At 69.5% G+C, this 13,028-nt stretch carries 10 protein-coding genes, 1 tRNA gene and 1 pseudogene; 4 read left to right on the top strand and 8 right to left on the bottom strand.

What is annotated here, in order from left to right; all coding sequences use genetic code 11:
• Window positions 1-78: 78 nt before the first annotated feature.
• The 4 genes from NWFMUON74_RS05150 to NWFMUON74_RS05135 form a co-directional block, all read right to left on the bottom strand.
• Window positions 79-783: a nucleoside triphosphate pyrophosphohydrolase gene (locus NWFMUON74_RS05150; RefSeq protein WP_187686831.1), complete on the bottom strand. Its 705-nt coding sequence runs from the start codon at window positions 781-783 to the stop codon at window positions 79-81.
• Complete coding sequence (mfd, locus tag NWFMUON74_RS05145) at window positions 780-4,397, bottom strand: transcription-repair coupling factor (RefSeq protein ID WP_187686830.1); 3,618 nt, start codon at window positions 4,395-4,397, stop codon at window positions 780-782. The genes NWFMUON74_RS05150 and mfd overlap by 4 nt, the downstream gene beginning before the upstream one ends.
• Before the next feature lie 65 nt (window positions 4,398-4,462).
• Window positions 4,463-5,110 carry a TetR/AcrR family transcriptional regulator gene (locus NWFMUON74_RS05140; protein ID WP_187686829.1) on the bottom strand — a complete coding sequence of 216 codons (648 nt, stop codon included), beginning with the start codon at window positions 5,108-5,110 and terminating at the stop codon, window positions 4,463-4,465.
• Between the two features lie 217 nt (window positions 5,111-5,327).
• The gene (locus NWFMUON74_RS05135; RefSeq protein ID WP_187688938.1) at window positions 5,328-5,942 is read right to left on the bottom strand and encodes a TetR/AcrR family transcriptional regulator; all 615 of its coding nucleotides are present in this window, start codon (window positions 5,940-5,942) and stop codon (window positions 5,328-5,330) included.
• Between the two features lie 235 nt (window positions 5,943-6,177).
• On the opposite strand from NWFMUON74_RS05135, the gene NWFMUON74_RS05130 reads away from it, so the two are divergent.
• The 4 genes from NWFMUON74_RS05130 (at window position 6,178) to NWFMUON74_RS05115 (ending at window position 9,519) form a co-directional block, all read left to right on the top strand.
• Window positions 6,178-6,248 (top strand) — tRNA-Gln (locus NWFMUON74_RS05130).
• Window positions 6,249-6,376: 128 nt separating this feature from the next.
• Entirely contained in the window at window positions 6,377-7,867 is a 1,491-nt protein-coding gene (gene glmU, locus NWFMUON74_RS05125) for a bifunctional UDP-N-acetylglucosamine diphosphorylase/glucosamine-1-phosphate N-acetyltransferase GlmU (protein ID WP_187686828.1), read from the top strand.
• Window positions 7,864-8,844, top strand: a complete 981-nt coding sequence (locus NWFMUON74_RS05120) for a ribose-phosphate diphosphokinase (protein WP_187686827.1) — start codon at window positions 7,864-7,866, stop codon at window positions 8,842-8,844. Before glmU ends, NWFMUON74_RS05120 begins: the two co-directional genes overlap by 4 nt.
• Before the next feature lie 15 nt (window positions 8,845-8,859).
• Complete coding sequence (locus tag NWFMUON74_RS05115) at window positions 8,860-9,519, top strand: DUF2461 domain-containing protein (protein WP_187686826.1); 660 nt, start codon at window positions 8,860-8,862, stop codon at window positions 9,517-9,519.
• Between the two features lie 8 nt (window positions 9,520-9,527).
• On the opposite strand, the gene egtD is transcribed toward NWFMUON74_RS05115, so the two are convergent.
• The 4 genes and pseudogenes from egtD to egtB all read right to left on the bottom strand — a co-directional run bounded on the left by egtD (window position 9,528) and on the right by egtB (window position 12,993).
• Complete coding sequence (gene egtD / locus NWFMUON74_RS05110; protein ID WP_187686825.1) at window positions 9,528-10,499, bottom strand: L-histidine N(alpha)-methyltransferase; 972 nt, start codon at window positions 10,497-10,499, stop codon at window positions 9,528-9,530.
• Window positions 10,496-11,374 carry a class II glutamine amidotransferase domain-containing protein gene (locus NWFMUON74_RS05105; RefSeq protein WP_187688937.1) on the bottom strand — a complete coding sequence of 293 codons (879 nt, stop codon included), beginning with the start codon at window positions 11,372-11,374 and terminating at the stop codon, window positions 10,496-10,498. The genes egtD and NWFMUON74_RS05105 overlap by 4 nt, the downstream gene beginning before the upstream one ends.
• A 126-nt stretch (window positions 11,375-11,500) precedes the next feature.
• Window positions 11,501-11,653: pseudogene (locus tag NWFMUON74_RS05100) on the bottom strand (ergothioneine biosynthesis protein EgtC); the annotation flags it as partial.
• Window positions 11,653-12,993 carry an ergothioneine biosynthesis protein EgtB gene (gene egtB / locus NWFMUON74_RS05095; RefSeq protein ID WP_187686824.1) on the bottom strand — a complete coding sequence of 447 codons (1,341 nt, stop codon included), beginning with the start codon at window positions 12,991-12,993 and terminating at the stop codon, window positions 11,653-11,655. The pseudogene NWFMUON74_RS05100 and the gene egtB, both read right to left, overlap by 1 nt.
• Window positions 12,994-13,028 lie beyond the last annotated feature (35 nt).

The raw sequence follows: 13,028 nt of genomic DNA, 5'->3' as shown, positions 1-13,028 counted from the left end.
AGCGCCGAGCGCTGGCTGTTGCTACTTCCCGGGCGGGCACCAGCCCTACTTCCGGCGTGCTTTTGCCGGGATGCGGGGTCAGCTCGGCCAGTACCTGCGCCAGTCGGTGGGGGTGAGGGGGGCGCGGTGGCCGCGTGCTTGCTCGGCGGCGTCTTCGGCGGCGCGGATTCGGGTGGCGAAGGACAGGGTTGCCTTGCGGAGGCGCTCTTCGGCGCTGTCGGGGCCGCCCAGGTGGATTACCCGGAGGGTGGTGGGGATGAGGTCTTCGGGGAGACCTGCCTTGAGGCTGCGGGAGCGGATCTTCTCGGCCAGGGCGAGGGCGGGCTGGGCCAGGGCGATGCCGTCGAGGCAGGAACGGCGGGCCTTCTCCGCGGATTTCCTTTCCTCCCATGCCTTTTCCTGCGCGGCGATCTTGTCCTCGACGCTGTCACCGAACTCCGCCGCGTCGTCGAGCAGGTGCGGGCTGCGGTGGACCAGCTTGTCCACCAGCGCCGCCGCCACGTCCTCGACGGTGAATTCGCCTGCCGCCTCGGCGATCCGGGAATGGAACAGCACCTGCAGCAGCAGATCGCCGAGTTCCTCCTTGATGGTCTCGACATCGCCGTGCTGGATGGCGTCGAGCAGCTCGTAGGTCTCCTCCAGCAGATACGGCCGCAGCGAGTCGTGGGTCTGGGTGACCTCCCAGCCGCCGAAACTCCACAGCCGGTCCATCACGTCGACGGCCGCGGCGAGGCCGTGCGCCATCCGCGCGCAGTCCGCCGCGGTGGGATCGGCCGCACTCATCGCGCCGCCGACACCTCGGCCGCGACCCGCAGATCGACTGTGCCCTGCGGCTTTCCGTGCAGCGCCAGCAGCAGATCGGCGATGAACTGCAACAGCTGCACGTCGCGCACCCGGGCCGCGCCGACGCTGTCCTCCACCCGCGGCAGCGGCAGCTGCACGATCGAGGTGGTGGGCCGGTAGGTGGCGTTCGGGTACAACCGCTTGAGCCGCAACTGTTTCGAGTCGGGCAGCTGCAGCGGCGACAGCTTCAGCGTGGTGCCGCTGACCCCCACCTCGGTGAGCCCGTACTCGCGGCACAGCAGGCGCAACTTGGCCACCGACACCAGCCGCCCGACCTCCACCGGCAGCGGGCCGTACCGGTCGACGAGTTCTTCCACCACGCCCGCCAGCGCCGAATCGTCCTGCGCGGCAGCGAGTTTGCGGTATGCCTCCAGCCGCAACCGGTCGCTGGCGATGTAGTCTGGCGGGATGTGCGCGTCCACCGGCAGGTCGATCCGCACCTCCTTGACCTCTTCCTCGGTGGTGATCGGCCGCCCGTCCGCGGCCGCCCGATACGCCTCCACAGCCTCGCCGACCAGCCGCACATACAGGTCGAAGCCGACACCCGCGACATGCCCGGACTGCTCGGCCCCCAAGACGTTTCCGGCGCCGCGAATCTCGAGGTCCTTCATCGCCACGGCCATACCGGCGCCCAGGTCGGAGTTCTGCGAGATGGTCGCCAGCCGGTCGTAGGCCGTCTCGGTGAGCGGCTTGTCCGGCGGATAGAGGAAGTAGGCGTAGCCGCGCTCACGACTGCGCCCCACCCGGCCACGCAACTGGTGCAGCTGCGAAAGTCCCAGTGCGTCGGCGCGTTCCACGATCAGGGTGTTGGCGTTGGAGATGTCCAGCCCGGTCTCGATGATCGTGGTGCACACCAGCACGTCGTATTCGCGCTCCCAGAAGCCCTGCACGGTCTTCTCCAGCGTGTCCTCGTTCATCTGGCCGTGCGCGACCACCACCCGCGCCTCCGGGACCAGATCGCGAATCCGCTTGGCCGCCTTGTCGATCGACGACACCCGGTTGTGCACGTAGAACACCTGACCGTCGCGCAGCAACTCGCGGCGGATGGCCGCGGCGACCTGCTTGTCGTTGTAGGAGCCGACGTAGGTGAGCACCGGGTGGCGCTCCTCGGGCGGGGTGAGGATGGTCGACATCTCGCGGATACCGGCCAGGCTCATCTCCAGGGTGCGCGGGATCGGGGTGGCCGACATGGTCAGCACGTCGACGTGGGTACGCAGGGCCTTGATGTGCTCCTTGTGCTCCACGCCGAAACGCTGTTCCTCGTCGATGATAACCAGACCCAGTTCCTTCCACCGGATGCCGGTCTGCAGCAGGCGGTGCGTGCCCACGACGATGTCGACATCACCGGCGGCCATGCCGTCCAGCACCTGCCGCGATTCGGCCGGATCGGTGAACCGGGACAACCCCTTCACCGTCACCGGGAAGCCCGCGACCCGCTCCATGAACGTCTGCAGATGCTGCTGGGCGAGCAGCGTCGTGGGCACCAGGACCGCGACCTGCTTGCCGTCCTGCACCGCCTTGAACGCCGCGCGCACCGCGATCTCGGTCTTGCCGTAGCCGACGTCGCCGCAGATCACGCGGTCCATCGGGACGGGCTTCTCCATATCGGACTTGACCTCGGCGATGGCGGTGAGCTGATCGACGGTCTCGGTGAACGCGAAGGCGTCCTCCATCTCCTGCTGCCACGGCGTGTCGGGCCCGAAGGCGTGGCCCGGGGCCGCCTGCCGGGCCGCGTACAGCTGCACCAGTTCGGTGGCGATCTCGCGAACGGCCTTGCGCGCCTTGCGTTTCGTATTCGCCCAGTCCGAGCCGCCGAGCTTGGACAGGCCCGGCATCTCGCCGCCGACGTAGCGCGACAGCTGATCGAGCGAGTCCATCGGCACGAACAGCCGGTCCCCGGGCTGGCCCCGCTTGCCGGGCGCGTACTCGATCACCAGGTATTCCCGGCGCGCGCCGCCGACGGTGCGCTCGATCATCTCCACGAACCGGCCGATGCCGTGCTGGTCGTGCACCACCAGATCACCGGCGGACAGCGCCAGCGGGTCGACCTGGTTGCGCCGCCGCGCGGGCAGCTTCTTGCCCTCGCCGGGCGCGGTGACCCGGTTGCCGGTCAGATCGGACTCGGCGATGACGACCAGTTTCGCGTCCTCGAACACGACGCCGTCGTGCAGCGAGCCGCACAGCACGCCGACCACACCCGGCACGGGCTCGGCGCCCGGATCCATGGGCGCGGCGGGGACCTCCGCATCGGCGAGTCGCTCCCGGATGCGTTGCGCCGTACCGTGCCCCGCGACCACCACGACCGCGCGACCACCGGTCGACACGTGCGCGCGCAGCGACGCGAAGACCGTCGCCACCAACTCCTCCGAGCCGCGTGCCGCCGGTGCCGCCAGCACCGGCAGTGTGACCTCGGCGGGGTCGTCGGAGGCCAGCGGGCTCAGCGTCCACCAGGGCAGGCCGCGCGCGTCGGCACTCGCGTGCACGACATCCAGACCGCGGTAGGCCGAGGCGGCCAGATCGAGTCCGTGCGCGCCCAGCGGCGCCGCGCCGCCGAACGACGCGGCCGTCCACGACGCCTCGAGGAATTCCTGCCCGGTGCGGACCAGGTCGGCGGCACGGGTGCGGATCTTCTCCGGATCGCACAGCAGCACATGGGTTTCCGCGGGCAGCACGTCGGTGAGCAATTGCAGATCGCCGGGCCGCAGCGCCGGCAGCAGCGCTTCCATGCCCTCCACCGGGATGCCCTCGGCCAGCTTGGTCAGCATCTCGACCAGTGCGGCGTCGGCCGGGTTCGCGGCGGCCACCTCGGCCGCGCGCACCCGCAGGTCGCTGGTCAGCAGCAGTTCCCGGCAGGGCTGCGCCACAACGACATCCACGTCGACCTCGGGCAGCGAGCGCTGGTCGGCCACCGAGAACGGGCGCAGCTCGGTGACCTCGTCACCCCAGAACTCCACGCGCACCGGGTGGTCGGCGGTCGGCGGGAAGATGTCGAGAATGCCGCCGCGCACGGCGAACTCACCGCGCTTGCCGACCATGTCGACCCGTTCGTACGCGAATTCGACCAGGCGCGTGGTCAGTTCGTCGAAGTCGTGCTCGATGCCCGCGCGCAGCACGATCGGCTCGATGTCGCCGAGACCCCCGGCCATCGGCTGTACCAGCGAGCGCACCGTCGTGACGACCACCCGCAGCGGCTCCGGATAGACCGGGTCCTCCGGGTGCGCCAGCCGGCGCAGCACCTGCAACCGGCGGCCGACCGTGTCGGCGCTCGGCGAGAGCCGCTCGTGCGGCAGCGTCTCCCACGAGGGGAACAGCGCCACGCCGTCACCGAGAATCTCGGCGAGTTCACCGGTGAGATCGTCGGCCTCGCGCCCCGTCGCGGTCACCACCACCAGCGGCCGCTGCCGCGCGATGGTCTCCGCCACGAACGGCCGCACCGCCGACGGCGCCACCAGCTGCACGGGCGATCGCCCGATCAGGCTGCGGACCTGCGACAACGCGGCATCGGTACCGGCCACCGCGGCCAGTCCCGCAAGAGGTGGGCGATGGGTGGGCATGAGACAGACTCCTGGCACAGAGGAAGCGAATCAGGGCGGCCAACCGAGTCTAGTCACAACCGAAATCACGGCACGTAGCGGCGTAATCGCCGGGCCGCGAACTCGCGGAAGTACGCCACCTTCTCCTCCGGGACGATCGAGGGGAGCAGGAAGTACCAGACGCGTTCCATGCGGGTGGCCATCTGGTCGATCGAGTCGGTGCCCACCGCGGTGATGTGGACGCCGGAGGACATCTCCTGCAGCAGCAGGCCGATGGTTTCCGGGTCCAGGTCGGGCAGCAGGTCGCCCTGTGCGATCGCGCGCTCGGCCAGCAACTGGTGCGTCTCGCCCCAGGTCTTGGCGATGTTCTCGCCGCTCGCGCCGCGGTAGTCGCCGATCTGGTGGGTGAGTTTGAGCATGGCTCCCACCATCGGGTCGTTCATGGTGAGATCGGCGACCACGTAGGTGATGCCGATACAGGCCTCGAGCGCCGGCACCCGGGGGTCGAAGAACCCTTGGCATGCGCTCACCAGCCGCTCGTTGCCCTGATCGACCACGGCGCGCGCCAGCTCCTCCTTGGAGCCGAAGTGAAAGTACAAGGCGCCCTTGGTCACATTGGACTGTGCGATGATCTCGCTCAGGCTCGCGTTCGCATAACCCAGCCGCAGGAAGACATCGGCCGCGCCCGCAAGGACGGAATCGCGAGTGATCTCCGCACGCGCTTGCCTAGCCATCAGATCCGCCTGTCATCAAACCAGCCATCCTGAAGTAGACCGACATCCCGAAGTTGACCGACATCACAGCTCGAACAGCACTCGAAGGATGGGTGAACCGTACCACCCGACAGGCCCGGGTCAGCGGAATCGAGCATTCGGACCAGCCTCCTTCGCTAATTTTGGGTTAACCGTCCAGTTATTCCTGCCGGACAACGCCGTTCGGCGCGTCGCGCGGCTACGGCGCTGTCCCGCTCGGCCATTCGGAGGCCAGCTGCGGGTCCGCCTCCAGGTGGGTGAGCCCGTTCCAGCACAGGTTCACCAGATGCGCGGCGACCACCTCCTTCGAGGGCTGCCGCTCGTCCAACCACCATGTCGCGGCCGTCGCGACCATTCCGACCAGCGCCTGCGCGTACATCGTGGACAGGCTGGTGTCGAAGCCGCGCCGCTCGAAATCGCCGCCGAGAATGTGCGCCACCTGATTGACCGCCTCGTTGAGCAGGCTGGAGTAGGTGCCCTCGGCCGCCGATACGGGCTGATCGCGCATCAGGATGCGGAAGCCGTCGGTGCGCTCCTCCATGTAGGTCAGCAACGCCAGTGCCACCTGTTCCAGCCGCACCCGCGAGCGGTTCTGGGTCAGCGAGGAGGTGATCATGTCGAGCAGCGTCGACATCTCCCGGTCGACGACCACCGCGTACAGCCCCTCCTTGCCGCCGAAGTGTTCGTACACAACGGGTTTGGACACCTGGGCACGCTGCGCGATCTCCTCGATGGAGGTGGCGTCGTACCCGCGCTCGGCGAACAGCGCGCGGCCGATCTCGATGAGCTGCTGCCGCCGCTGGGTTCCGGTCATGCGGGGCCGCGGCGTCCGGCTCGCCTCATTCGAAGACATCGATCCCGCCGCCTCCCTACGAATCCCGTCGCGACTTGCACCGACAACTCTCTCAGACAGCATGGCTCCCGCGCGCGGCAGCCCCGGGAGATCTTGTTGCATCTCCCAAGGTGGCTCTTTGGGCGTCGGCATGCGAGGATCAGTCCCGCGTGCCGTGACGTGGCGGCGGATGTGATGGAATCCGCCGGTGCGACAATCCGCCGTAGTGTAATGGCAGCACCACTGATTTTGGTTCAGTTAGTCCAGGTTCGAGTCCTGGCGGCGGAGCTCGGGGGCGCGGTGACCGCGGTCGGCCGGCACGATGCCCTAAGGTCGATCGGCAGTGCCCGCGGTGACCGAGGACGGAAGTGACCAAGGGACAGCAGCCCACGATGACAGGCAGCCGAGGGAGATCCATGCCACAGCAGACCGCCGTCGTCGTTCTCGCAGCCGGTGCCGGAACTCGAATGCGGTCGAAGACTCCGAAGGTTTTGCATTCGCTGGCCGGCCGCAGCATGCTCGCGCACGCGCTGCATGCGGCGAACGAGATCGACCCCGCCTACCTCATCACCGTGATCGGGCACGACCGCGATCAGGTCGGCGCCGCGATGAATTCCGTTGCGGCCGAACTGGGCCGCGAGATCACCCCCGCGGTGCAGGAGCAGCAGCTGGGCACCGGGCACGCGGTGCGGTGCGCGCTGTCGGCGCTGCCCGCCGACTTCGCCGGCGATCTGCTGGTCACCTCCGCCGACGTGCCGCTGCTCGACGGTGACACGCTGTCGGCGCTGCTGGCCGAGCACCGCAGCTATCCGCAGCGCTCGGCGGTGACGGTGCTGACCTTCGAGCCCGAGGACCCGAACGGCTACGGCCGCATCGTCCGCGACGCCGACGGCCACATGCTCGAGATCGTCGAACACGCCGACGCGACGCCCGAGCAGGCCGCGCTCACCGAGGTCAACTCCGGCGTCTACGTTTTCGACGCGGCCGTGCTGCGCGCCATGATCGGCCGCCTCACCACCGCCAACGCCCAGCACGAGCTGTACCTGACCGATGTGCTGAAACTCGCGCGCGAGGGCGGGCACCCGGTGCACGGCGCGCGGCTGGTGGACGCCGCCAAGGTCACCGGCGTCAACGACCGGGTGCAGATGGCCGCGGCCGCCCGCATCTTCAATCGCTACATTCTCGAACGCCACATGCGGGCCGGGGTCACCGTCATCGATCCGGCCACGACCTGGGTCGACGCCGGTGTCCGGATCGGCCGCGACGCGGTGCTGCGGCCGGGCGTGCAGTTGCTCGGCAATACGGTCGTCGGCGAGGACGCCGAGATCGGCCCCGACTCCACCCTCACCGACGTGGTGGTCGGCGAGGGCGCCACGGTCGTCCGCACGCACGGGTCCGGCGCGACCATCGGACCCGGCGCGGCCATCGGCCCGTTCGCGTACCTGCGGCCGGGCACGATCGTCGGGGTGTCCGGCAAGCTCGGAGCTTTCGTCGAGACCAAGAACGCCACCATCGGCGCGCACTCCAAGGTGCCGCACCTGACCTACGTCGGCGACGCCACCATCGGCGAGCACAGCAACATCGGCGCGTCCAGTGTCTTCGTCAACTACGACGGGGTGAACAAGCACCACACGGTCGTGGGTTCCCATGTGCGCACCGGTAGTGACACGATGTTCATAGCCCCGGTGACGGTGGGCGACGGCGCCTATTCGGCGGCAGGTACTGTGCTGCGGAGAAACGTTCCGCCGGGGGCATTGGCCGTCTCGGGCGGAGCACAGCGCAATATCGAGGGCTGGGTGCAGCGGAAACGTCCCGGGACCGCTGCGGCGCAGGCCGCAGCCGACGCGATCGCGGCCGGCGACAGGGCGAGTCAGGCAATCGAGCAAAAGGATGGCAACAGAGAGTGACCGCGTTCTCGACCGATAATCAGAAGAACCTGATGCTGTTCTCGGGGCGCGCTCACCCCGAGTTGTCCGAGCAGGTGGCGAAGGAACTCGACGTTCCGATCACTCCGCAAACTGCTCGCGACTTCGCCAACGGAGAGATCTTCGTTCGGTTCGAGGAATCCGTGCGCGGTTCGGACGCGTTCGTGATGCAGGGCTTCCCGGCACCGCTCAACGAGTGGTTGATGGAGCACCTCATCATGCTCGACGCGCTCAAGCGCGGGTCGGCCAAGCGGATCACCTCGGTGCTGCCGTTCTACCCCTACGCCCGGCAGGACAAGAAGCACCGCGGCCGCGAGCCGATCTCCGCCCGGCTGGTCGCCGACCTGCTCAAGACCGCCGGCGCGGACCGGATCATCACCGTCGACCTGCACACCGATCAGATCCAGGGCTTCTTCGACGGTCCGGTCGACCACATGCACGCGCTGGTGCAGCTGTCGGAGTACGTGCGCAACCACTACAGCACGGACAACGTCACCGTCGTCTCCCCCGACGCGGGCCGCGTGAAGGTCGCCGAGAAGTGGGCCGACTCGCTGGGCGGCGCCCCGGTGGCGTTCATCCACAAGACTCGTGACCCGTTGGTGCCCAACCAGGTCAAATCGCACCGCCCGGTCGGTGACGTGGACGGCCGTACCTGCATCCTGATCGACGACATGATCGACACCGGCGGCACCATCGCCGAAGCCGTGCGGGTGCTGCGCGAGGCCGGCGCCGGTGACGTGGTCATCGCCGCCACCCACGGCGTGCTGTCCAACCCGGCCGCCGAGCGGCTGGCGTCCTGCGGCGCCCGCGAGGTGATCGTCACCAACACACTGCCGATCACCGAGGACAAGAAGTTCCCGACGCTGACGGTGCTGTCGATCGCCCCGCTGCTGGCCCGCACCATCCGCGAGGTGTTCGAGAACGGCTCGGTCACCGGCCTGTTCAACGGCTCGGCCTAGCCTGCTCGCACGAGCATGAGCGAGTTCGCGGGATTCCCGTTCGCGGGCCTGGACTTCTACGAAGACCTCGAGGCCGACAATTCGAAGACGTTCTGGACCGCCAACAAGCACGTCTACGAACAGTCGGTGAAGCAGCCGATGACCGCGCTCATGGCCGAGCTGGAATCCGACTTCGGCGCCGCGAAGGTCTTCCGGCCCTACCGGGATGTGCGGTTCTCCAAGAACAAGACGCCCTACAAGGATCATCAGGGTGCGATCGTCCACGTGGCGTCCGGCACCGGCTGGTACGTCCAGATCGGCGCACCGGGGCTGTTCGTGGCCGGTGGGATATACGCCGCCTCCCCCGCCCAGCTCGCACGGCTGCGCGCCACGATCGACGACGAGGTGCGCGGAGCCGAGCTGGAGCGGATTCTCGCCCGGCTGGCGAAGGCCGGATTCCCTACGGGCGGTGAACAACTGAAGACCCGCCCGAAGGGCTATGCCGCCGATCATCCGCGCATCGACCTGCTCCGGCACAAGTCCCTGCTGGTGAGCAAGGAGTTCGGCGCGCCCGACTGGCTGCCGACGCCCCGCGCCGCCAAGGAGATTCGCAAGTCCTGGGAGACCATGCGGCCGCTCATCGAGTGGCTGGGCGCGGTCGTCGGCGGCGAGACCGAGGCGCCGCCGCGCCGCTGACCTTCCGGTCAGCGGCGGGCGGCCAGCACCAGCGCGAAACGGTCGCGCGGATCGGTCCACACCTGCTCGGTGTCGAAGCCGCCGACCGCCAGTTCAGCGGTGAGGCCCTCGACACGGAACTTGGCGGAGATCTCCGTACGCATCTGCTCGCCCTCGTCGAAGCGCACCGTGAGACCCAGATCGGCGACGGTGGCCGTCATCGCCCGGGTGGCCTCCAGGCGCATCTCGATCCATTCGTTCGCCGCGTCCCACACCGCCACGTGCCGGAAGCTCTCCGGATCGAAGTCGGCGTGCAGGCGAGAGTTCAGGACGTACAGCACATTTCGGTTGAATTCGGCGGTGACGCCCGCGGCGTCGTCGTAGGCGGGCACCAGTACGGCCGGGTCGATCACCAAGCCCGCGCCGAGCAGCAGTTGTTCCCCCGGCTCCAGCACCTCGTGGACGCCGGACAGGAATTCGGCCCGCTCGGCGGGGACCAGATTGCCGATGGTGCCGCCCAGGAAGGCGATCATGCGGCGGCCGCCGCGCGGCAGGTTGTGCAGGGTGTCGGTGAAGTCGCTGACCACCCCGTGCACCGCCAGGCCCGGGAACTCCGTCACCAGCTGCTGGGCGGCGTCGCGCAGCGCGGACACCGAGACATCCTGCGGGACATACGTTTTCAACGGGCCCTCGGCGCTCAGCGCCGACAGCAGCAGCCTGGTCTTGGCCGCCGAGCCCGCCCCCAGCTCGACCAGCACCTCGGCCTGCGCGATCCGGGCGATCTCACCGACCACCTGCTCCAGCAGCGCCCGCTCGGTCCGTGTCGGGTAGTACTCCGGCAGCGCGGTGATCGCCTCGAACAGTTCGCTGCCCCGGGCGTCGTAGAACCACTTGGGCGGCAAGGTCTTCGGGGTCGAGGTGAGGCCGAGCCGGGCATCCGACCGCAGCGCCGCGGTGAGGTCGTCGTCGGTGAGGTGGATCTCCAGCGTCGGTGCGGTCATGAAGGCGCCCTTTCGGATTCGGCGGATGCGAGGGGGACGACGGACAGGTGGCCGGGCCGGGCCGTCACCAGCTGCCCGTCCGCGATGGCCTGCCAGCGCGGATCGTCGTCGTAGGGTTCGGAGGACAGCGCCACCGATGTGTCGGTGACCAGGGCCGACAGGGAGTGGTAGACGGTGGTGGCCCACAGGGTTTCGCCGTCGCTCAGCAGCAGGTTCAGCCGGGCGTGCGGCGCGCGGGCCAGGACCGCCGAGACCAGCAGCCGCAGCGCGCGGCCCGGGACGGCGGCTCGCTCCGGCCAGTCGTCGGCGATGAGGGTCCACGACTCGGGGGTTTCGGCGATGGCGTAACCGTTCGCGGCGGGCGCCGCGCCGCCGTCCGGCTCGATCGGCATGCGGTCGTATTCCGCTGCCTCGGCGAGCTTTTCGAGCAGATCGTGCAGGATCACCCAGAGCAGGGCGGCATCGGTCTGCGACTCGGCCGCCAGCAGGGTGGTGACGCCCAGCTCCGCGGCCACCTCGGTCAGCACCCGCTGCCAGTCCTGGACCACCCCGTTGTGGCTGAACGCCCAGCGGCCGCGGGTGAACGGGGCGCAGGCCGAGCGCTCCACGGGCATCCCCACCGTCGCGGACCGCACCGCCGCCACCACCGCCGTCGACCGCAACTGTGGCAGCACCTCGTCCACCGCCGGGTCGGTCCAGATCGGCGCGGGATTGCGATAACGACTGGCCACCAACGTAACCGGAGACCGCCCGCCGATCCCGCCCGCCATTCGAACCTCGCCCGCCCCGCGCGCCTCGTCTAGCCCGCCCACGCCGCCCGCCCCGCGCACCTCGCCCACCTCGTGCACTCCGCGCACTTCACCGGCCCGGCGCATCTCGTCGGTCCCGGGCGCTTTACCGGCCCCGCCCACGCCGCCCGCCGTGCGGCCTGCGTCCGGCACGGGCACTCGCGCATGCGTGCCGCGGGTCGGTTCCGAACCCAGCGACTCGACCACGGGCACCCACCACGCGACGCCGAAGCCGTCGGCGTTGATGGTGCCGCCGCCGCGCATCTCGCGCGGCTGCCATGACTGGGTGCGCAGGGAATGGCCTCCGCGCGTGAGCAACTCGCCGACGGGGGCCGGTGGGCCGAGGTAGCCGAGATGACGGCACATCAGCGTTCGTCCGGGCGCAGATCGCGGGCCAGGCGGAAGCCGGAGAAGATCTGGCGGCGGATCGGGTGGTCCCAGTTGCGGAAGGTGCCGCGGCAGGCGACCGGGTCGGTGCCGAACGACCCACCGCGCAGCATCTTGTAGTCGCCGCCGAAGAACACCTCCGAGTACTCCCGATACGGGAAGGCCTCGAACCCGGGGTACGCCTCGAAACCCGAAGCGGTCCACTCCCAGACGTCACCGATCAGCTGGTGCACACCGGCCGGGGACGCGCCCGCCGGATACGCCCCCACCTCGGCCGGTTCCAGATGGCGCTGGCCGAGATTCGCCGTGGCCGCGGTGGGATCGGCATCCCCCCAGGGATAGCGGCGGGTCAGCCCGGTGGCCGGGTCGAAGCGGGCCGCCTTCTCCCATTCGGCCTCGGTGGGCAGGCGCTTACCGGCCCAGTTGGCGTAGGCCTCGGCCTCGAACCAGCACACGTGCACCACCGGCTGCTGCGGGCGCACCGGCTCCATGGTCCCGAAAACGCGCCGCCACCACGAGTTTCCGCCATCGCGCTCCCAGAACTGCGGCGCGACCAGCCCGGCCTCGGTGCGGTGCGCCCAACCGCGCTCGGACCACAATTCCGGCCGCTGGTAGCCGCCGTCGTCGATGAACCGCTGGTACTGCGCGTTGGTCACCGGTGCGGCGTCGATGGCGAAGGCCGGGACATGCACGCGGTGGGCGGGCCGCTCGTTGTCCAGCGCCCACGGATCGGTCGAGGTACCCATCGTGAATTCGCCCGCGGGAACGATCACTTCACCCGATACCGGCACGCGGGACGTGGGCGCGGGCTCCGCCCGCAGTGCCGCCGGGCCCGTGCGCAGCTGGTGAGTGGCCAGCATGGTCTCGTCGTGCTGCTGCTCGTGCTGGGCGATCATGCCGAACGCGAAGCCGCCGTCGACCAGCCGCGCGCCGCGTAAGGTGCTGCCGGACAGCACATCCCACACCTTCGACCGGACCTCGCCGACGTAGCCGCGGGCCTCCTCGGCCGTCAGCAGCGGCAGCGCGGGGCGGTCGGCGCGGGGGTGCTGGAACGCGTCGTAGAGGTGGTCGATGTCGGACCGCACCGGCTCGCGGCCGCCGACATCGCGCACCAGCCACAGCTCCTCCTGGTTGCCGATGTGCGCGAGGTCCCAGACCAGCGGACTCATCAGCCGCGAATGCTGCGCCACCAGCTCCGCCTCGTCGACGCAGTCGGTGAGCGCCGCGGTCCTGGCCCGCGCTCGCACCAGCACCTCGGCGATCTGCTCGCGCAGGCGCTCGGTGCCGGCGCGATCGGTCCCGGTGAGATGAACGGTCATGAGTGTTCTCCGAAATCGTCGAGCGGTGAGAGTAC

The organism is Nocardia wallacei, assembly GCF_014466955.1.
Lineage (GTDB): Bacteria > Actinomycetota > Actinomycetes > Mycobacteriales > Mycobacteriaceae > Nocardia > Nocardia wallacei.
This window is presented reverse-complemented; position numbering and strand designations above follow the sequence as displayed.